Origin of the sequence: Streptomyces sp. KM273126, from assembly GCF_004337435.2 — a bacterium.
Taxonomy (GTDB): Bacteria; Actinomycetota; Actinomycetes; order Streptomycetales; family Streptomycetaceae; genus Streptomyces; species Streptomyces acidicola.
Window position 1 is genome coordinate 3,806,982 of record NZ_SJXB02000001.1, and the last position, 17,056, is coordinate 3,824,037.

At 71.5% G+C, this 17,056-nt stretch carries 19 protein-coding genes; 8 read left to right on the forward strand and 11 right to left on the reverse strand.

The genetic code is table 11. The features are described from left to right. Nucleotides 1-80: 80 nt before the first annotated feature. The 3 genes from E0500_RS16475 to E0500_RS16485 form a co-directional block, all read right to left on the reverse strand. Nucleotides 81-1,583: a penicillin-binding protein 2 gene (locus E0500_RS16475; protein WP_131563120.1), complete on the reverse strand. Its 1,503-nt coding sequence runs from the start codon at nucleotides 1,581-1,583 to the stop codon at nucleotides 81-83. 35 nt (nucleotides 1,584-1,618) lie between these two features. Further along, on the reverse strand, nucleotides 1,619-2,986 hold the full coding sequence (locus E0500_RS16480) for an FtsW/RodA/SpoVE family cell cycle protein (protein WP_131563122.1): 1,368 nt from the start codon (nucleotides 2,984-2,986) through the stop codon (nucleotides 1,619-1,621). Between the two features lie 141 nt (nucleotides 2,987-3,127). After that, the gene (locus E0500_RS16485; RefSeq protein ID WP_131563124.1) at nucleotides 3,128-3,646 is read right to left on the reverse strand and encodes a dual specificity protein phosphatase family protein; all 519 of its coding nucleotides are present in this window, start codon (nucleotides 3,644-3,646) and stop codon (nucleotides 3,128-3,130) included. An 87-nt stretch (nucleotides 3,647-3,733) separates the two neighbouring features. Here E0500_RS16485 and E0500_RS16490 point away from each other — a divergent pair, with 87 nt between their 5' ends. Further along, on the forward strand, nucleotides 3,734-4,537 hold the full coding sequence (locus tag E0500_RS16490; RefSeq protein ID WP_131563126.1) for a nuclease-related domain-containing protein: 804 nt from the start codon (nucleotides 3,734-3,736) through the stop codon (nucleotides 4,535-4,537). A 186-nt stretch (nucleotides 4,538-4,723) separates the two neighbouring features. Here E0500_RS16490 and ligD read toward each other — a convergent pair whose 3' ends face one another. Next, nucleotides 4,724-5,605 carry a non-homologous end-joining DNA ligase gene (gene ligD / locus E0500_RS16495; protein ID WP_131570226.1) on the reverse strand — a complete coding sequence of 294 codons (882 nt, stop codon included), beginning with the start codon at nucleotides 5,603-5,605 and terminating at the stop codon, nucleotides 4,724-4,726. 168 nt (nucleotides 5,606-5,773) lie between these two features. Between ligD and E0500_RS16500 the strand changes: the two genes are divergently transcribed. Then, nucleotides 5,774-6,859 carry a Ku protein gene (locus E0500_RS16500; RefSeq protein ID WP_131570228.1) on the forward strand — a complete coding sequence of 362 codons (1,086 nt, stop codon included), beginning with the start codon at nucleotides 5,774-5,776 and terminating at the stop codon, nucleotides 6,857-6,859. 69 nt (nucleotides 6,860-6,928) lie between these two features. Here the strand turns inward: E0500_RS16500 and E0500_RS16505 are convergent, their stop codons facing one another. Then, nucleotides 6,929-8,731: a beta-ketoacyl synthase gene (locus tag E0500_RS16505; RefSeq protein ID WP_131570229.1), complete on the reverse strand. Its 1,803-nt coding sequence runs from the start codon at nucleotides 8,729-8,731 to the stop codon at nucleotides 6,929-6,931. Between the two features lie 287 nt (nucleotides 8,732-9,018). On the opposite strand from E0500_RS16505, the gene E0500_RS16510 reads away from it, so the two are divergent. Next, nucleotides 9,019-9,813 carry a maleylpyruvate isomerase family mycothiol-dependent enzyme gene (locus E0500_RS16510; RefSeq protein WP_131570231.1) on the forward strand — a complete coding sequence of 265 codons (795 nt, stop codon included), beginning with the start codon at nucleotides 9,019-9,021 and terminating at the stop codon, nucleotides 9,811-9,813. A gap of 164 nt (nucleotides 9,814-9,977) precedes the next feature. Here E0500_RS16510 and E0500_RS16515 read toward each other — a convergent pair whose 3' ends face one another. Beyond that, on the reverse strand, nucleotides 9,978-10,391 hold the full coding sequence (locus E0500_RS16515; RefSeq protein WP_181587028.1) for a MarR family transcriptional regulator: 414 nt from the start codon (nucleotides 10,389-10,391) through the stop codon (nucleotides 9,978-9,980). Nucleotides 10,392-10,610: 219 nt separating this feature from the next. Here E0500_RS16515 and E0500_RS16520 point away from each other — a divergent pair, with 219 nt between their 5' ends. Next, nucleotides 10,611-11,126 (forward strand): YceI family protein, encoded by a 516-nt coding sequence (locus E0500_RS16520; RefSeq protein ID WP_131570234.1) that lies wholly within the window; start codon nucleotides 10,611-10,613, stop codon nucleotides 11,124-11,126. Between the two features lie 94 nt (nucleotides 11,127-11,220). Here the strand turns inward: E0500_RS16520 and E0500_RS16525 are convergent, their stop codons facing one another. Further along, complete coding sequence (locus E0500_RS16525) at nucleotides 11,221-11,535, reverse strand: hypothetical protein (RefSeq protein ID WP_165935196.1); 315 nt, start codon at nucleotides 11,533-11,535, stop codon at nucleotides 11,221-11,223. Beyond that, nucleotides 11,532-11,903 carry a winged helix-turn-helix domain-containing protein gene (locus E0500_RS16530; RefSeq protein ID WP_131570235.1) on the reverse strand — a complete coding sequence of 124 codons (372 nt, stop codon included), beginning with the start codon at nucleotides 11,901-11,903 and terminating at the stop codon, nucleotides 11,532-11,534. The genes E0500_RS16525 and E0500_RS16530 overlap by 4 nt, the downstream gene beginning before the upstream one ends. A gap of 294 nt (nucleotides 11,904-12,197) precedes the next feature. On the opposite strand from E0500_RS16530, the gene E0500_RS16535 reads away from it, so the two are divergent. The 3 genes from E0500_RS16535 (at nucleotide 12,198) to E0500_RS16545 (ending at nucleotide 14,559) form a co-directional block, all read left to right on the forward strand. Further along, nucleotides 12,198-12,695, forward strand: coding sequence for a DUF6010 family protein (locus E0500_RS16535; RefSeq protein ID WP_220140524.1), 498 nt, complete (start codon nucleotides 12,198-12,200; stop codon nucleotides 12,693-12,695). A 220-nt stretch (nucleotides 12,696-12,915) separates the two neighbouring features. Next, the gene (locus tag E0500_RS16540; protein WP_131570237.1) at nucleotides 12,916-13,689 is read left to right on the forward strand and encodes a hypothetical protein; all 774 of its coding nucleotides are present in this window, start codon (nucleotides 12,916-12,918) and stop codon (nucleotides 13,687-13,689) included. 189 nt (nucleotides 13,690-13,878) lie between these two features. After that, nucleotides 13,879-14,559, forward strand: a complete 681-nt coding sequence (locus tag E0500_RS16545; RefSeq protein ID WP_399119311.1) for a sigma-70 family RNA polymerase sigma factor — start codon at nucleotides 13,879-13,881, stop codon at nucleotides 14,557-14,559. A gap of 137 nt (nucleotides 14,560-14,696) precedes the next feature. On the opposite strand, the gene E0500_RS16550 is transcribed toward E0500_RS16545, so the two are convergent. After that, complete coding sequence (locus tag E0500_RS16550; RefSeq protein WP_258572803.1) at nucleotides 14,697-14,927, reverse strand: hypothetical protein; 231 nt, start codon at nucleotides 14,925-14,927, stop codon at nucleotides 14,697-14,699. Nucleotides 14,928-14,950: 23 nt separating this feature from the next. On the opposite strand from E0500_RS16550, the gene E0500_RS16555 reads away from it, so the two are divergent. Further along, the gene (locus tag E0500_RS16555; protein WP_309505078.1) at nucleotides 14,951-15,232 is read left to right on the forward strand and encodes a hypothetical protein; all 282 of its coding nucleotides are present in this window, start codon (nucleotides 14,951-14,953) and stop codon (nucleotides 15,230-15,232) included. Between the two features lie 65 nt (nucleotides 15,233-15,297). On the opposite strand, the gene E0500_RS16560 is transcribed toward E0500_RS16555, so the two are convergent. Both E0500_RS16560 and E0500_RS16565 read right to left on the reverse strand, forming a co-directional pair. Further along, nucleotides 15,298-15,966 carry a GntR family transcriptional regulator gene (locus tag E0500_RS16560; protein ID WP_131570239.1) on the reverse strand — a complete coding sequence of 223 codons (669 nt, stop codon included), beginning with the start codon at nucleotides 15,964-15,966 and terminating at the stop codon, nucleotides 15,298-15,300. 208 nt (nucleotides 15,967-16,174) lie between these two features. Next, complete coding sequence (locus tag E0500_RS16565) at nucleotides 16,175-16,960, reverse strand: DUF3152 domain-containing protein (protein ID WP_309505226.1); 786 nt, start codon at nucleotides 16,958-16,960, stop codon at nucleotides 16,175-16,177. Between the last annotated feature and the right edge of the window lie 96 nt (nucleotides 16,961-17,056).

The following is a 17,056-nucleotide window of genomic DNA, read 5'->3' on the forward strand; positions in this document are numbered from 1 at the left end:
TTGTCAGCAAGCCCGTCAATGCTTGGGACACCACTTGTTGACGAGCCGTCCAACTGGACGGGGTGTCCCAGGCCTTCGGGTCACCTGTGGCCCCGCCCCGCCCACTTCCCCGGCTGGTCCGCTGCCGCCGTCTTCAGTACGGCCTCCATCACCGCGCGGGCGATGGGGGCCGCGTCGCCGCCACCGCTGATGTCGCTGCGGTCGGCGTTCGCGTCCTCGACGACGACGGCGACCGCGACGGCCGGGTCGATCGCGTCGTCCGCGCGGGCCCAGGAGATGAACCAGGCGTACGGGGTGCCGGAGTTGCCGATGCCGTGCTGGGCGGTGCCGGTCTTCCCGCCGACCGTCGCGCCGGGGATCGCGGCGTTCGCGCCGGTGCCCTCCTTCACCACGCCGGTCATCAGCTCGCGCAGCTCCGCGGCCGTCGCCGGGTTCATCGCCAGACGCCGCGTATGCGGGCCCCTCGCCTTGAGCGTGGCCCCGATGCTCGTGGTCGTGCGTTCCACCAGATGGGGCGCCATGACCGAGCCGCCGTTCGCGACGGCCGCCGTGACCATGGCCATCTGCAGCGGGGTGGCCCGCGTGTTGTACTGCCCGATGGAGGAGAGCGCGAGCTGGGCCGAGTCCATCGTGGTGTCGAAACTGCTCGGCGCGACCGCGAACGGGATCTGCAGCCTGCGGTCGTTGAAACCGAAGTTCCGTGCCGTGCTCGTCATCCGGCTCAGCCCCACGTCCGTGCCCAGCTTGGCGAAGACCGTGTTGCACGACCACTCGAAGGCACGGCGCAGGGACGCGTCCTCGCAGCCTTCGGCCTCGTTCGACAGCGAGGTCCGCGTGCCGGGCAGGGTGAACGGGTCCGGGGACCCCGTCGGCGCGTCCACGTCCGTGATCACTCCCGAGTCCAGCGCCGCCGCCGCCGTCACCACCTTGAACGTCGAACCCGGCGGATAGGTCTGCCGGATCGCCCGGTTGAGCATCGGCTTGGCCGGGTCCCCGTTCAGCCGCGCCCATGCCCCCGCCACCGCTGGGCCGTTCCCGGACAGCTCTCCCGGGTCGTACGACGGTGTGGACACCAGCGCCAGGACGCGTCCGGTGGCCGGTTCGAGCGCCGCGACCGCGCCCCGCCGGTTCTTCAGCCCGTCGAAGGCCGCCCGCTGTGCCGCCGGGTCGATGGTCGTGACGACCCGACCGCCCGGGGTCCGGGACCGCGTCACGTCGTTCCAGACCGGCAGCAGGGACAGCATCGGATCGGTGCCCGCCAGCACGCCGTCCTCCGCGTCCTCCAGGAGACTCGACCCGTACAACTGCGAGGCGAAGCCGGTGACGTGCGCGTACAGCGGGCCGTCGCGGTACGTCCGCTCGTGGCGGAGCTGCTCGCCGGTGTCGCGGGAGCCGGTGACCGCGTGGTCACCGACGACGATGTCCCCGCGCGGCTTGCTCCAGCGGGCGATCGCCGTCCGGCGGTTGGCGGGGTTGTCGTCGTACGTGCCTGCCTGGAAGACCTGGACGCGGGCGGCGTTCACGAGGAGGGCGAGGAAGAGGAACGCGGAGAGAAAGGCGGCCCGGCGGATGTACTTCGCCATGAGCGGACCTCCCGTGCGCCTGGGACCTGTGCCGCTCACGGCGCCCCTCTCCCGTCGTACTGACTGCGGGCCGAGTCGCTGATCCGGATCAGCAGCGCCACGATGAGCCAGTTGGTGATGACCGAGGAGCCGCCCTGCGCGAGGAACGGCATCGCCATGCCGGTCAGCGGGATCAGCCCGGTCACCCCGCCCGCGATGACGAACACCTGCAGGGCGACGATCGAGGCGAGGCCGATCGCCAGGAGCCTGCCGAAGGGGTCCCGCAGGGCGAGGCCCGCCCGGTAGCCGCGCTCCACCAGCAGCGCGTACAGCAGGAAGATCGCCGACAGACCCGCGAGGCCGAGCTCCTCGCCCGCCGTCGCCAGGATGAAGTCCGACTTGGCCGCGAACCCGATCAGGATCGAGTGGCCGAGACCGAGGCCGGTGCCGAGCACACCGCCCGCGGCGAACGAGAAGAGGGCCTGGGCAAGCTGGTTGGGCCCCAGGCCCGCCTCGATCGACGCGAAGGGGTGCAGCCAGTCCTCGACCCTGCTGTGCACATGCGGCTCCAGCCGGCCCACCGCGACGGCGCCCACGACCGCCAGCAGCAGCCCCACCGCGATCCAGCCGGTGCGGCCGGTGGCGACGTACAGCAGGATCACGAACAGCCCGAAGAACAGCAGCGACGTCCCCAGGTCCCGCTCCAGGACCAGGACGCCCACACTGAGCAGCCAGACGGCGACGACCGGGCCGAGGATCCGCCCGGTGGGCAGCTGGAGCCGGTGGAACCGCCAGACACGGCGGCCGCTGTACGCGAGCGCGTTCCTGTTCGCCGCCAGATAGCTGGCGAAGAAGACGGCCAGCAGCACCTTCGCGAACTCGCCCGGCTGGATGGAGAATCCGAAGACCCTGATCCAGATGCGGGCGCCGTTCACCGCGGGGAAGAGGATCGGCAGTGCCAGCAGGCCCAGCGCACCGGCGACGGACACGTACGCGTAGCGCTGGAGCACCCGGTGGTCCCGCAACCGCACCACGGCCGCGATGAACAGCGCGACACCCAGCGTGGACCAGTTGAGCTGCGCGGGCGCCGCCTGGTCGTGCGGGGTCTCCAGGTCGAGACGGTAGATCAGTACCAGGCCCAGGCCGTTGAGCAGGACGGCGATCGGCAGCAGCAGCGGATCGGCGTACGGCGCCCGGAACCGCACCGCGCAGTGCGCGAGCAGGGCGAGTACGCCGAGCCCGGCTCCGTAACGGGCGGCGCCGGGCGGGACGGTGCCGCTGTGCGCGAGACCGACAGCGCAGTAGCCGTACACGGAGAGCAGGACGGCGACGACGATGAGGGCGAGTTCCACGCCACGGCGCCGGGGCAGGCGTAGCGCCGGAGGGGACGGGTCCGCCGCCACGGTCGTTCCGGCCTTGGTCATGCCCGGAACGTAGCAAGCGAGATGGCTGATGTCCCGTTATGTCGTGACAGTCAGCCATAATTGTGCACTTGGTGACCGGCCTGTCGGGCGTCATGAGCAGGCGAGATCATGCGGAAGATCACGCGGGACCCCGAGCTCACGCTACTCGGCGACCTCCTCCGCCAGCTCCTCCAGGAGGCGTGCCGTGGCCAGGCCGGTGCGCAGGTAGTCCACGAACAGTTCGTTGTGCAGGGCCCACGGTGAGCGGCGCGAGCGGATGAGGTGGATCGCGTCGTCGGGGGAGCGGCCCTCCCGGATCAGGGACTGGGCCACGACGAGCCCGGAGCGGTTGTACCCGTGGTAACAGCGCACGAGCACGCTGCGCCCCTCCTGCAGCGCCTCGGACGCGGTCTGCGCGAGCCGCATCACGCCCGCGAGCTGGGTCCCGTCCAGCGGCCCGTCCGGGATGGGCCACACATGGTGCTCGACGCCGTCGTCCGGCCCGTGTCCCGGGAGCCTCAGCAGGGTCAGGACAAGATCGAACTCGTCGTGCACGACGGCGAACTCCCGCTCGCCGGAACGCCCGGCGAACTCGTGACCGCCCATCCACAGGCCGGGCACGATCTCGCTCCACGGGCGGTCCGGGGCCGGGACATCGGGTTGCATCCTGCTGGTCCGCAACGGCACCTCCCCCAACTCATCCCAAAGGTAACCGGGTCCTTGCCCCTGGAGCACCCCGCCTGTTCCCATGGTCGGGGGTGATGCCGCATGAGCGGACTGCGGGTCGTACCGAGCCGGCGGCACGGACAGGACCGGCTCTACGTCTGCCTCACGGACGGGCGGAACATCGCCTGGTACGACAGGGAGACGGGCCGGGTCAACCTGCTCGGTGAGGACCGGCGGGAGGACGTGCTGCACGTGCTCGGCCCCTTCCTGACCGGCCCGGTCACGGTGGGCCCGCCCCCGGTGCCGACCCCCGCGGAGCTCGCCCGGCTCACCCTGCCGCCGGACGACGACCTGGCCCCGAACCGCCCGGGTGAGGCGCTCCTGATCGCTCTCGACCGCGATCCGGGCCCGTCCCGGCGCCTGCGCCCGGACCCGCGTCGCCGGGCCCTGACCGCGGAGCAGACGGTCGGCGAGGCCCTGGACCTCCTGGAGGGCGCGGGCTGGCGCACCCTGCACTCGATCCCGCTGCCGGGCGGCGACCGTATCCATCACCTGGTGATCGGGCCGGGAGGTCTGTTCTGCGTCCGCGCCCTGTACGCCCGTAAACAGCGCGTGCTGGTCGCCGACCCCATGGTCACGGTCGGCCGCCGCGAGCCGAGCCCGCTGCTCCGGCAGGTCCGCGCGGACGCGGCCCGCGCCTCGTACGCGCTCACGGCGGAGGTGTACCCGGTGCTGGCCCCCGTCGGTCCGTCCGGCGTCGAGGTGATCGCAGCCCTGCGCGAGGCCCGCGTCCTGCGGGACACGGACCTCGCGGAGCTCGCCCGCTCGGGCGGAATCCTCAAACCGGCGGACGTGGAGGCACTCCACGCGATGGCGCGGGACCGGCACACGTGGTCGAGGGTGTGAGCCGGCCGATCCAGCCCCTCCGGCGTTTCGATCCAGCCCCTCCGGCGTTTGAGGAGCGGGGGTTGAGGAGCGGGGGTTGAAGGGGGCGGAGCCCCCTGGCGGGGTTGAAGGGCAGAGCCCCTGGTGATGGGACGGGTAGGGGCGGCGAGGGCGAGGAAAGCCCGGCGCACCCCGGACCGCCCCCGCTCAAGGCAACGCCCCGGCCCCCGCGGGATCCAGCAACGGCGCCAGAAGATCCCCGTACGCCTGCAGCCGGGACTCAAGATCGGGCGCGCAGAAGACGAGCTGCCCCGGATCCGTGCAGTCCGCGACTTCTTCCCAGGTCACCGGCGTGGACACGCTCGGCTCGGGCCGCGCCCGCAAGGTGTACGGAGCCGCCGTGGTCTTGCGCGCGGCGTTCTGGCTCCAGTCGACGAACACCTTCCTGGGCCGCAGGCTCCGCGTCATCCGGTGCACGACGAGCCGAGGCATCGCCCTCTCCGCCCCCACGGCCAGCTCCTTGGCGTACTCCGTCACCCGCCGGGAGGGAGTCGGCCGCACAGCCGCCAGCAGGTGCAGCCCCTTCGCCCCGGACGTCTTCGCGTGCGCCTTGATCCCGTCCGCCGCGAGCCGGTCCCGCAGCCACAGTGCGACCCGGCAGCACTCGACGATCGTCGCGGGCGGGCCGGGATCGAGATCGAAGACCAGGCGGTCGGCCTCGCCCGGCGCGCCGATGAGCCACTGGGGAGTGTGGAACTCGGTCACCAGGTTCGCCGCCCACATCAGGCTCGCCAGGTCCTGCACGAGCACCATCCGGGCCGGCCCCTCGGAGCGCGGCACCTCGGCGGTCGTGACCCAGTCGGGCGTGCCCGGTGGCACGTTCTTGGCGAAGAAGAGCTGGCCGTCGGGCCCGTCCGGGTAGCGCAGGAACGACAGTGGCCGGTCCCGGAGGTGCGCCAGCAGCGGCTCCGCGGTCGTCGCGTAGTAGTGCAGCACCTCGGCCTTGGTGAAGCCGGTCGCGGGATACAGGACCTTCTCCAGGTTGGAGAGGGCCACCCTCCGGCCCTCCACCTCCGTGATCGGCGTCATACGACGAGAATCCCATGAAAATACCAAGAAAAGCGGGCAAACTTCGCCGAGTGTGCCGATCGCTGGGCCTGCGTGCCCACGCAGGCCCAGCGCACGCGCAGGCCCAGCGCACGCGAAGGCGGCAGTGCCCACGCGCTCGGCAGGCGCTCCCAGCCGGTCGGGGATAGCGTGAGGTTCGTGCGATCCATTTGGAACGGGGCCATCTCCTTCGGCCTGGTCAGCATCCCGATCAAGCTGGTGAACGCCACCGAGAGCCACTCGATCTCCTTCCGCCAGATCCATCTGAAGGACGGCGGCCGAGTCCGCTACCGCAAGATCTGCGAGCTCGAGGACCGCGAGCTGACGCAGGACGAGATCAGCAAGGGGTACGAGGCCGCGGACGGCTCGATCATCCCCATCACCGACGAGGACCTGGCCTCGCTGCCGATCCCCACCGCCAAGACCATCGAGATCGAGGCGTTCGTCCCGGCCGACCGCATCGATCCGCTCCAGATGGACGCGGCGTACTACCTCTCCGCGAACGGCGTGCCCGCCGCGAAGCCGTACGCGCTGCTCAGAGAGGCGCTCAGACGCAGCCAGAAGGTCGCCATCTGCAAGTTCGCGCTGCGCGGGCGGGAACGGCTCGGCATGCTCCGTGTCGTGGACGACGTGATCGCCATGCACGGACTGCTGTGGCCGGACGAGATCCGCGCGACCGACGAGGTCGCCCCCGACACGAACGTCACCGTGCAGGAGAAGGAACTCGACCTCGCCGACGCCCTCATGGACACCCTTGGCGAGGTCGACCTCGCCGACCTCCACGACGACTACCGCGAGGCCGTCGAGGAACTCATCGCCGCGAAGGCCTCCGGCGAGGCACCACCGGTCGCCCCCGCCGAGCCGCGGGCCGGCAAGGTCCTCGACCTCATGTCCGCCCTGGAGAGCAGCGTCCGCGCGGCCAAGGAGTCCCGCGGCGAGGAGGTCGCCGAGGTGACCCCCCTCAAGGGCAAGACGCCCTCGCGCAGGCCGTCCGGCGCTGCCTCCAAGGAGAGGGCCGGCAAGAAGTCCACGGCGGGTGCGAAGAAGACGGCGGCGGCGAAGAAGACCACCCGGACCACGACGGGGGCGAGGAAGTCGACATCAACGGCGAAGAGGTCCACGTCCACGTCCGCGGCCACGTCGACGGCGGCGACGAAGAAGACTGCCGCCAAGTCCACGACAGGTGCGAAGAAGACGGCGGCCAAGAAGACGACGAAGAAGCGCGCGTCGGCCTGAGCCGCCACGGCTCGGCACGGGCGCCCGCTGAGGGCACCGAGCGCAACGGGGCCGACAGCAACCGCCCCCTCACCCCCGCACCCGCCGCAGCGCGAGCACCGCGTTGTGGCCCCCGAACCCGAACGAGTTGCTCAACGCCACGTCCCCCCGCGCGGGCAGTGGCCGCGGGGCCTTGGTCACCACGTCCAGCTCGATCGCGGGGTCCTGCTCGGCGCAACCGATCGTGGGCGGGACGATCCCGTGATGGAGGGTGAGGACCGTGGCGACGGCCTCGACTCCGCCCGCCGCACCCTGCAGATGCCCGAGGTGCCCCTTGAGCGCGGTGACCGGCACCCGGCAGCCCCCCAGTACGGACTTCAGCGCCCGCGCCTCGGCGAGGTCGCCGTCGGCGGTGGCCGTGGCGTGGGCGTTGACGTGTACGACGTCCGCGGCCTCGGCCCCCGCGTCGGCCAGCGCCCGCCGCAGCGCGAGCGCGACCCCCGTGCCGGTCGGGTCGGGCGCGGCCATGTGGTGGGCGTCGGCGGAGAGTCCCCAGCCCGCGGCCTCGCAGTAGATCCGCGCGCCACGGGCCCGTGCGTGCTCCTCCGCCTCCAGCAACAGGAACCCGGCGCCCTCCCCGTTCACGAACCCGTCGCGGTCCCTGGCGAAGGGGCGCGAGGGGCTCTCACCGTCCCCGAGCCCGTGGGTCGACAGCGCCCGCATGGCAGCGAAGGACGCCATGATCGCCGGGGTGACGACGGCTTCGGCCCCGCCGGCGAGGGCCACGTCGATCCGCCCGTACCGTATGCGGTCCACGGCTTCTCCGATCGCCTCGGTGCCGGAGGCGCACGCGCTGGTCACCGTGCGGGCCTCGCCGGTGATCCGCAGCGCCAGGGACACCTGGGACGCGGCCTGCGAGGGCACGGTCATGGGGGTGGTCAGAGGGGACACGCCCCTGGGGCCCTTCTCTCGCAGCCGCCGGTCACCGCCGACGAGGACGGACGCGTCGCCGAGGATGGCCCCCGCCGAGACCCCGACCCGCTCGGGGGCCGGCCCGCTCTCGGCCGTGCCCGCGGGGTCGAACCCGGCGTCCTGCCACGCCTCCCGTGCGGCCAGCACCGCGAACTGGGCGGCCCGGTTCATCCGCCGGGCCTGCGGCCGGGGCAGCAGCGCGGCCGGGTCCACGGGTACGGTCCCCGCGATGCGTACGGGCAGGCCGGCGAACTCCTCCCCGTCGAGTTCCCGTATCCCGCAGCGCCCTTCGAGCAGCCCCGCCCACAGCTCGTCGACGCCGACACCGAGTGGGGTCACGGCGCCCAGCCCGGTGACCACCACCCGTCGCGGTCCGCCGGTCCGGCTCGTCGCCGGCCGGGCGCGGCGCGGGTGGTGCCGTACGACGTGGTCGACGGCCTCGGCCGCCCGCTTCCTCAACTCCGCGTCCGAGAGCGGTGGTTCGGGACGGTGGTCCGCATGGTTTCCCGCACGGTGGTCTGCGCGGCTGTCCGCGCGGTCGCCCGGTGTGTCGTGGCTCCAGCCGCCCCGTCGCCGTACGTACGTGTCCTCGACCGCGTGCGGATCGACCGTGCGCAGGAAGTCGACGCGGTCGCCGTCCCGGAAGTCCACGGCTCTCAGGTTGGCGGAGGTGAGGAGAGGAATCCCGGCGGTGTCCACGCGGTGGTCGCCGACGGTCACGGTCCGGGTCCGGTCGAGCTCCTCGTCGCGGTCGGCGCCGCCGAGCGGCGGCCGCAGCGTCACCCGGATCGCCTCGGGACGCACCGGAAGGGTGTGCATCACGACGTACCAGCGGTCCACGTCGGCGTCCCGCGCCGAGAGGGCGAGCAGATCCCCGGGGACGAGTTCGGCGACGGTGACGGTGTGCGGCGTACGACTCATCTCGTGCCCCAATCCGGCGACTCCCGTGGGTCGGCCCAGTCCCCTGTGGCGTGATGGGTTCCTCGTTCAAGCTCCCCTCTCTGCGCGGGCGCGGAACGTCGAGGAACCGCGTGTTTCCGGCCACTTACGGGACGAAGGATTTGATTGACTGTTCAAGTGAAGCTGTTTTAGGTTGCGGTTGAAGCGTCAAGTCACCAGGGGCGAGCGCGGACATGAGATCCACCCCGGGCACGAGGACGACCGTGACCGTGACCGCTGGAAACCGCCTACCGTTTTTGGAGACATTCATGAGTGAACGCGCCGACCGGATCATCGCCGCCCTGCGCAGCGGACACGACCACCTCGCCTCACTGGCGGGCGGCTGGGGCGCCGACGACCTCACCCGGGCGTCCGGGGCGGCGGAGTGGGACGTGTCGCAGGTGCTCAGCCACCTGGGCAGCGGTGCGGAGATCGGCCTGGCCACCCTCGAAGGCGCCCTGGAGGGCACTGGGCCCAAGGACGCGGACTTCAACAAGTCGGTATGGGCGCGCTGGGACGCGATGTCCCCCGGCGAGCGGGCCGAGGCCTTCGTGCCCGCCAACGAGGCGCTGGTCGCACGCTACGAGAGCCTGGACGCGCGGGCGCGCGAGGATCTGAGGATCAACCTCGGTTTCCTGCCGACGCCCGTGGACGTGGCCACGGCGGCGGGCCTGCGGCTCAGCGAGTTCACCTTCCACACCTGGGACGTCGAGGTCGCCTTCGATCCGGCGGCCGTCCTGGCGTCCGACGCGACCGGACCGCTGCTCGACCAGGCCGGGATGCTCATCGGCTTCCTCGGCAAGGCCGATGCCCTGGAGAGTCGCGCGGTCCGTCTCGCGGTACGCACCACCGCGCCCGAGCGGTCCTTCGGTCTCGACCTCGGCGAGGCGGTCGGACTCGGCGACGAACCGGCCGAGCCCGACGCGGTCCTGGGCGCACCCGCCGAGTGGTGGCTGCGCCTCACGACCGGCCGCCACGCGCCCGCGTACACGCCGGCGAGCGTGACCCTCACCGGGGACGTCCTGACGCTGGACGATCTGCGGAGGGTCTTCCCCGGGTTCTGAGGCGGGGGAGGGGCTTCTGCGTCGGCTTGAGGGTCCTGCCACGGGCTTGCGGCGGGTCTTGCCGCGAGTCTTGCCGGGCGGGGTCCTTCGTTTCCACAGGCCCGTTGAGGGCCGAGTCCGCTCCGGTCATGTAGGCCTTCTGGGACCTCGGGGTCCCGGGAGGCCTACATGTCGTTCTCGGTGTCCGCCGGCTTGGGCAGCAGGGCGCGCATCACCGTGCAGTCGTGCTGCCCCTCCAGGCCCTCGACCGCCCGGGTGACGGCGCCGGCGAGTGAGGCGGAGGCCTCGCTCAGGAGCCGGCGCGCCTTGTCGGTGAGCGCCACCTGGATGCCGCGCCGGTCGCCGCACGCGGTGTTGCGGGTGATCAGTCCGGCGTGCTGGAGGCAGGCGACCTGATAGGTGAGCCGGGTCTTGGGGCGGCCGAGACGCTCGGCGATCTGCGTCATGCGCAGGCCGGTGGCGGGGCCGTCGGCGAGCAGGCACAGCACCAGGAACTCGTCGTGGGAGATGTCGAGCGTCTCCTTCACCAGGGGGCGAAGTTGCTGCTCGATCGCGCCCGCGGCGGCCAGCAGTCCCATCCAGGCCCGTAGTTCGGGGGCAGCAGGGCGGCCCCGCCGGTCGGGTCGTGTCCGGGCGGGTCGGCGGGGGCGGGGAGTCGGCCATGAGGTCCCAGTCTATCTGTTGTCCAAATTTGGAGCATCGACTAGCCTGAGGTCATCCAAATTTGGACGACTGGCGGGTCGTTCGTCGCTGAGTCGTCGTGTCCACCTCCACCCCGCCCTTCTCAGGAGAACCTCATGTCCGTCGCAGTCGAAACCGGGACCTGGCAGCTCGACCCCACCCGTTCCACCGTCGGTGTCCAGCACAAGACGATGTGGGGGCTGGTCACCGTGAAGGGCACCTTCACCGGGCTCACGGGCGAGGGCGAGGTGGGGGCCGACGGGGCCGCCACCGGTTCGATCACCCTGGATGCCACGTCCCTGGACACCAAGAACGCCAAGCGCGACACGCACCTGCGGTCCGCCGACTTCTTCGACGCGGACCGGCACCCCGAGCTCACCTTCGTCGTGCGCAGCGCGGCGCCCGCGAGTGACGGGGCCGTTCAGGTCGCCGGTCAGCTGAGCGTGCGCGGCATCAGCCGTCCGCAGTCCCTCACCGCACGCCTCGCGGAGGTGAGCGCCGACGCGGTCACGCTGACGGCGGAGTTCAGCGTGGACCGGGAGCAGTTCGGCATGGACTGGAACCAGTTGGGCATGATGCGCGGCCGCACCACGGTCACGGCGTCCCTCCGTTTCGCCCGGACGACGTCCTGAGAGGACGGTGAGGCGGGACGCGGCGGACTGAGGGGCGCGCATCCCCTGGGGTCGCGCCGCAGGCCCTGCGACTCCTGTCCTGTCCTGTCCTGACCTATTCGATCTCGCGCATCATCTTCTCCATCGAGCCGACCGCGAGCCGTGTCTGCGTCAGCTCGTCGAGGGTCTGCCGTTGCTCCTCGACCGTGCGGCGCTGCAACTCCACGGTGTCCTCCAGGAGTTGTGCGTACCTCGCCGCCAACTCCTTGTACTGCTGCTCGCGCGCGGCCAGCATCCGGGCCCGCCAGGTGGCGGCGACCTGCCAGACGATCACGATCAGCAGGCTGAAGAAGCCGGCCGCGCCGACGGCGCCGACCAGAACTCCCAGCTCGTCGGCTCCGGCGGCGAGCGTCACCTGTTCCTGATTCACTTCGCCTCCTCTCTCGCGGTCCGGTCGGTTTCCTCGGCGGGATCAGCCTTCTCGGTGATCGTCGCGGCCGCCCGGGTGATGATGTGGGGCGTCAACTCGTAGAAGAAGGGGGAGACTTCGAAGTACTTCATCGTCTTGCCGTCCTCCGCGAGCTCAAGCGTGCCGACGACGAGTCCGGCTGCCTCCAGCCGCTGCAGATGCATGTGCAGCAGCGGGCGGCCCATGCCGATCTCGCGAGCCAGCGCGCTGACGTAGTTCCGGTTCTCCGTGAGCGCCGCGATGATCCGCATGCGGTGCGGATTGCCGAGAGCGGAGAGCACCTTCAGCAACTCGTCACCGGTCGGTGCCGGAGGCGGGACCTCGGGCATCGCGAGCCCTTTCCGTCGTACCTGTCAGAAAAGGCTGACGGCCGCCCCGCACACCTGTCAAAGATTTCTGACACATCTGGGGGATAGCTCGGGGATGGCTCAGGGATGAATCAGGGATGGCTCGGGGTCATCTGGGGGACGGCTAAGGAATCGAGGGCGTCAACACCGGTGTGGCGGTGACACCGGCGTGGCGGTAACCCGTTGGAACCTGTCGATTATGCCTCTGGGGGGCGTACTGGCGCGGACGTACGGTCGTGAACCGTTCCCGCACCCGCCCCAGGAAAAGGCGCCTCCATGCAGTACGTCATGCCCGTCGTCATCGGCATCCTTTACGCACTGCTGATGTCCCTCATCCGCGAACCGCACCGCAGGCCCTTCAACGCGGTCATGGTCGCCGGAGCGGGCGCCGCGTACCTGAGCGGCGGCGGCCTGGGCGGCTGGGAGTTCGCCTTCGCCGCGGTCGTCACGTACGTCGCCTACCGCGGGCTGGAGTCGTGGACCTTCATCGGCATCGGCTGGCTGCTGCACACCGCCTGGGACGTCGTCCACCACATCAAGGGCAACCCGATCATCCCCTTCTTCGCCGACTCCTCGCTCGGCTGCGCGATCTGCGACCCGGTCATCGCCCTGTGGTGCCTGGCCGGAGGCCGGACGCCGCGCGAGCTCTTCAGGGGCCGGGGACTCGGCCTTGGGGCGCTACGACGACTGCCTGGACGCAGCGCTCCGAAGGAGTGCGTTTCGGGACAGGGAGCGGCCCATGCCGAGCAGGGCAGTGCGGTGTCGGGGCGCTAGCGCGGTGAGGGTGTACGCGGTGGGGGGGGTGCATTAGGCGGGGCGCATACGGCGGGAGTGCGGCGGCCATCGCGAGTTCGTGATCGGCGCGGCCCGAACCTCCCTCGGTTTACGACACATTGTTGTGGTGTGGATCACGCTTGCGGGACTGAGCGGTTTACCCGGTGGATTTCCGTACCAAGCTGTGACAGCCGAGGTGCCGGTGCAAGGATGAACCGCCATGACTGCTGGACGGTGTTCTCGCGCGCTGAGGGCTGCGGTGTTCGCGGCCGTCTGCGTGCTGTTCGCCGTGCAGGGACACGTGATGACGTCCGGTGTCGAGGTGCCCTGGTGGGCACTGGTCGCCGGAGCTCTGGCGACGGGCGGGACGGTGTGGTGCCTCGCCCACCGCGAACGCGGACTTCTAGCGGTCGGTTCCGTCGCGGTCGCCACCCAGGTGGTGCTCCACTCGTTGTTCGCGCTCGCGCAGGCGGTCGAGCGGCCGGAACCCGGCGGGGCGTCCCTCGCCCAGCGGTGGGTGCGATATGTGCTGTGCTCACCGCCGGAGGCCGACGGGGGTTCGGGCGCCGCGACGACGCTCGCGCACTCCATGAGCCATGAGGACGCGTTGGGCATGGATGCGTCGCTCCTGGATGCGTCGGGGTCGGTGATCCCGGTGAGCGGCATGGACGGCGCGGGCGGCATCGACATGGTGGGTCCCGCGGGCCATGCCATGGGCGGCATGTCCTCGACGGGCATGCTCACGGTCCACCTGATCGCCGCCCTGCTGGGCGGCCTGTGGCTCGCCCATGGCGAACGCGCCGCCTTCCGTATCCTGCGGGCTCTCGCCGGATGGCTCGTCGCCCCCCTGCGCCTGTTGCTGCGGCTGCCCGCGCCGCCGCACCGCCCACGCGTCCGCGCCCGTCGGGGTTACTCGGACCGCACCCCGCGCCGGCTCCTTCTCGTCCACGCCATCACCTCTCGGGGTCCGCCCGCCGGGACCGCTGTCCTCTGACGACAGCCGGTTCCCCGGGGCCGTACCCGGAGGTGTCGCCGACTCCTCCGTCTTTTCCCTCTTCGCCGACACTCCGCTCCTGCCTCGGGCATCGGTCGCGCACGTCCGCGCGGCCGTACGTCATCAACCACCGGAACCGCCGTGCCCGTTGCGCCGGTCCGGTTCCCGGACTCCCGAGAAGGACACCAGGTGTTCACTCCTGCCCTGCCCACTGCCCTGCCCGCTGCCTTGCCCGGTGCAGCGCCGACAGCCCGGTCGGCTGCCCTGCCGACTGCCCCGCCCACGTCGCGCGACGAGTCGATAACCGCCTGGGCGCTCGCCGCGCGCGGCGGCGACGCCGACGCCGTGGAGAAGTTCGTCCGCGCCCTGCACCGGGACGTCAGCCGCTACGTCACCTACCTCGGCGCCGACCCGCAGTCCGCCGACGACCTGACCCAGGACACCTTCCTGCGGGCCCTCGGCAGCCTGCACCGCTTCGAAGGCCGCTCCTCGGCGCGCAGTTGGCTGCTGTCCATCGCGCGTCGTGCGGTGATCGACAGCATCCGGTACGCCGCCGCCCGGCCCCGCCTGTCGGACACCGACGACTGGCAGTCGGCGGCCGAACGCGCCCAGCCGCGCGGTCTGCCGGGCTTCGACGACGGCATCGCGCTCGCGGAACTGCTGGCCGCGCTGCCCGACGACCGCCGTGAGGCGTTCGTGCTGACCCAACTGCTGGGCCTGCCCTATGCGGAGGCGGCGCTCGTCAGTGGCTGCCCGGTGGGCACGGTCCGTTCCCGCGTGGCCCGCGCACGCCGCTCACTGATCGAGTCGCTGTACGAGACGGAAGAGCCCCGACTGGTGGCCGTGACTGTGGCAGCGACCGCGGCCTGACGAGCCGCGCGGGACCCGCCGCCCGGCTTCACCGGACCGGGCGGCGGCGATCCGTGCCGTGCAGTCCGGTGAGCCGTGCCGTGCGCCCTGGTCAGCCGGGTCGGTCCCGCGCGGACGGGGCACCTCAGGAGGACGGGTCACCTCAGGAGCTCGCGGGCCGGCGCCTCGCTCCACCACCGTTCGACCTGCTCGGGTGACCAGCCGCGTTCCGTGGTGAGCGCGGCGTAGACGTCGACGGTGCAGAGGGCGGCGTAGACGTCGACGGCGGTCCGCACGTCCAGACCCTCCCTCAGGACGTCCGCGGGCCAGGAGGAGAACACCCGTACCCGGGTCTCGTCGCCCCGCTCACGGCCACGACGGCCGCCCACGACACCTCGGCGACCGCGGGGCTGTGGGCGTGCACGACGCGCTGTTCACTCTCAACGGCACCTTTCTGGCCACCGCGCTCACCGGGCTGTCCGTCGGAGGTCTGCGCGCCGGTCTTATCCGGCCCTGGCACGGGGCGCTGGGGTTGCTGGCGGCGGCGCTGATGTTCGGTTCCGCCACCCTCGCCCCGATGGTCATCGCCGAGGAGGGACCCTTGGGACTGCTCGGCCTCGTCGGCCGGCTGGCCTGGGTCGTCTGGATCGTCACGTACGGCATCACCCTGATCCGCCTGAACCCGTCCGGCTAGGCCGCTCCTCACCGGGACCGGTAAGGCTGAGGAGTCGGGGGCGGGCCGGTGGCGCGTGGGGTGGGTCAGTCCGCGTCCGTCGTGCCGGTGAGCACAGTGAAGGCGTCGCGGCGGTGTGCGGCGAAGAGGGCCAGGGCGGCCTCCGCGTCGCGGGCCCGCAGGGCGGCGGCGAGTTCGCGGTGTTCGGCCGGGATGTGGGTGAGGTAGCCGTCCGTGCTGCGGCCGATCCGGGTGAGCAGGAAGAGGTGGACCTGGCAGCGGATGGCCTGCCACGCCTCTTCGAGGCGACGGTGCCGGGCGGCCGCGTAGACGGCGTCGTGGAAGGCGATGTCGCAGCGCACCATCTCGTGCTCGTCCGCCGCACGGTCCATGGTGTCGACCACCTTCTCGACGGCCGCGATGTCCTCGTCCGAGGCACGGGCGACGACCTCCCGTACGGCGAGTTGTTCCAGCACGCCCCGCAGGCTGTCCAACTCGGCCACGTCGTCGGGGGACAGTGTCGTCACGGTGGCCCCGCGGTGCCACGCACTGCGTACCAGGCCCTCGCGCTCCAGCTTCAGCAGCGCCTCGCGCACCGGGCCGCGGCTGACGTCCAGGGCGCCGGAGAGCTCGACCTCGCGCAACTGTGCGCCGGGGGCGTAGGCCCCGCTGAAGATGGCCTCCCGGATGCTGTCGGCCACCTCGTCGGCCAGTCCCCGGCGACGCGCGGGGGCCACCTTGCCTTGGTCGCTCATGACTCCTGCCCTGCTTGTGCCCTGCTTGCCCTGCTGCCTTGGCACCCTGCCTACGTCCCTTGTCGCAATGTTAACCATCTCCCCGGCGGGCAAAATGTCGACTTTCGATGCTCGACTGCGGCATGCGGCATGCCGAAGTCGGCATTCGACATTCGCGCATCGAAGCCCGCGCGGCCGAACCGCGAACCGCGCCCCGATGCGCTCCGGCTCAGGGGACGGCGGGCCCGGTGACGAGCTGCCCTTCCTCGTCGTACGGCCAGACGTTCGGAACGCAGCCGTTCATGCCCTTGATCTGCTGCATCATCGCCGGTGCCGGTTTGCCCCGGCCCGGGCAGCCGACATGGCCGTGGCCGAGGAAGTGACCGACCTCGTGGTTGATTATGAGTGCGCGATAGGCAGTGACGTCCTTGGCGTACACGGGTGTTGCCAGTTGCCAGCGCTTGAGGTTGACCATGACGTCGTCGCCGACGCGGCAGTTGACCTCACCCCTCGTGTTCAGCCCGGACCTGCCGCAGATGGTGTCGACGGTGCCGGGAGTCGCGACCCGGACGACGAAGTCGGTGGCGCCCCCGGAGACCCGCTGGAACGCCGACCGCCCGTCCGCCGTCCAGCCGCGAGCGTCGCCGAGGATGCGTTCCACCTCTTCGGCGACGTCCTCGGCGGACAGCGTTATGCCTTTCTCGACGTCGACCCGGTAGCGCAGGGTGCTGCCCTTGCCCACCTTGTCGCTTCCACCGGAGGCCGTGGTGAACGTGCCCGGCCCGGTGGAGGGGATGTCGATCGGGGAGGGGCTGGACGACGTGCTGGGGGAGCTACTGGGGGACGGACTCGTCGAGGCTGAGGGGCTGCTGGTGCCGTTGGGGCCGGGGGCGGGCCGGGACGGGCCGGACGTGGGCCTGGCTTGCTCGGTGGACCCGGCGTTGTCCGGTAACTCTCCCGTGCCTCCCGATGCCCACCCCATGGCGGCGAATCCGGCGGCCCCGAGCACGGCCACCACCGCCAGGCCTCCCAACCAGGGGCCCTTCCTTGGGTTTCCTCGGTTTCCCCGGTTCCCTCGGCGCCTGGAGGCGTACACGCGACCGCTCTGACG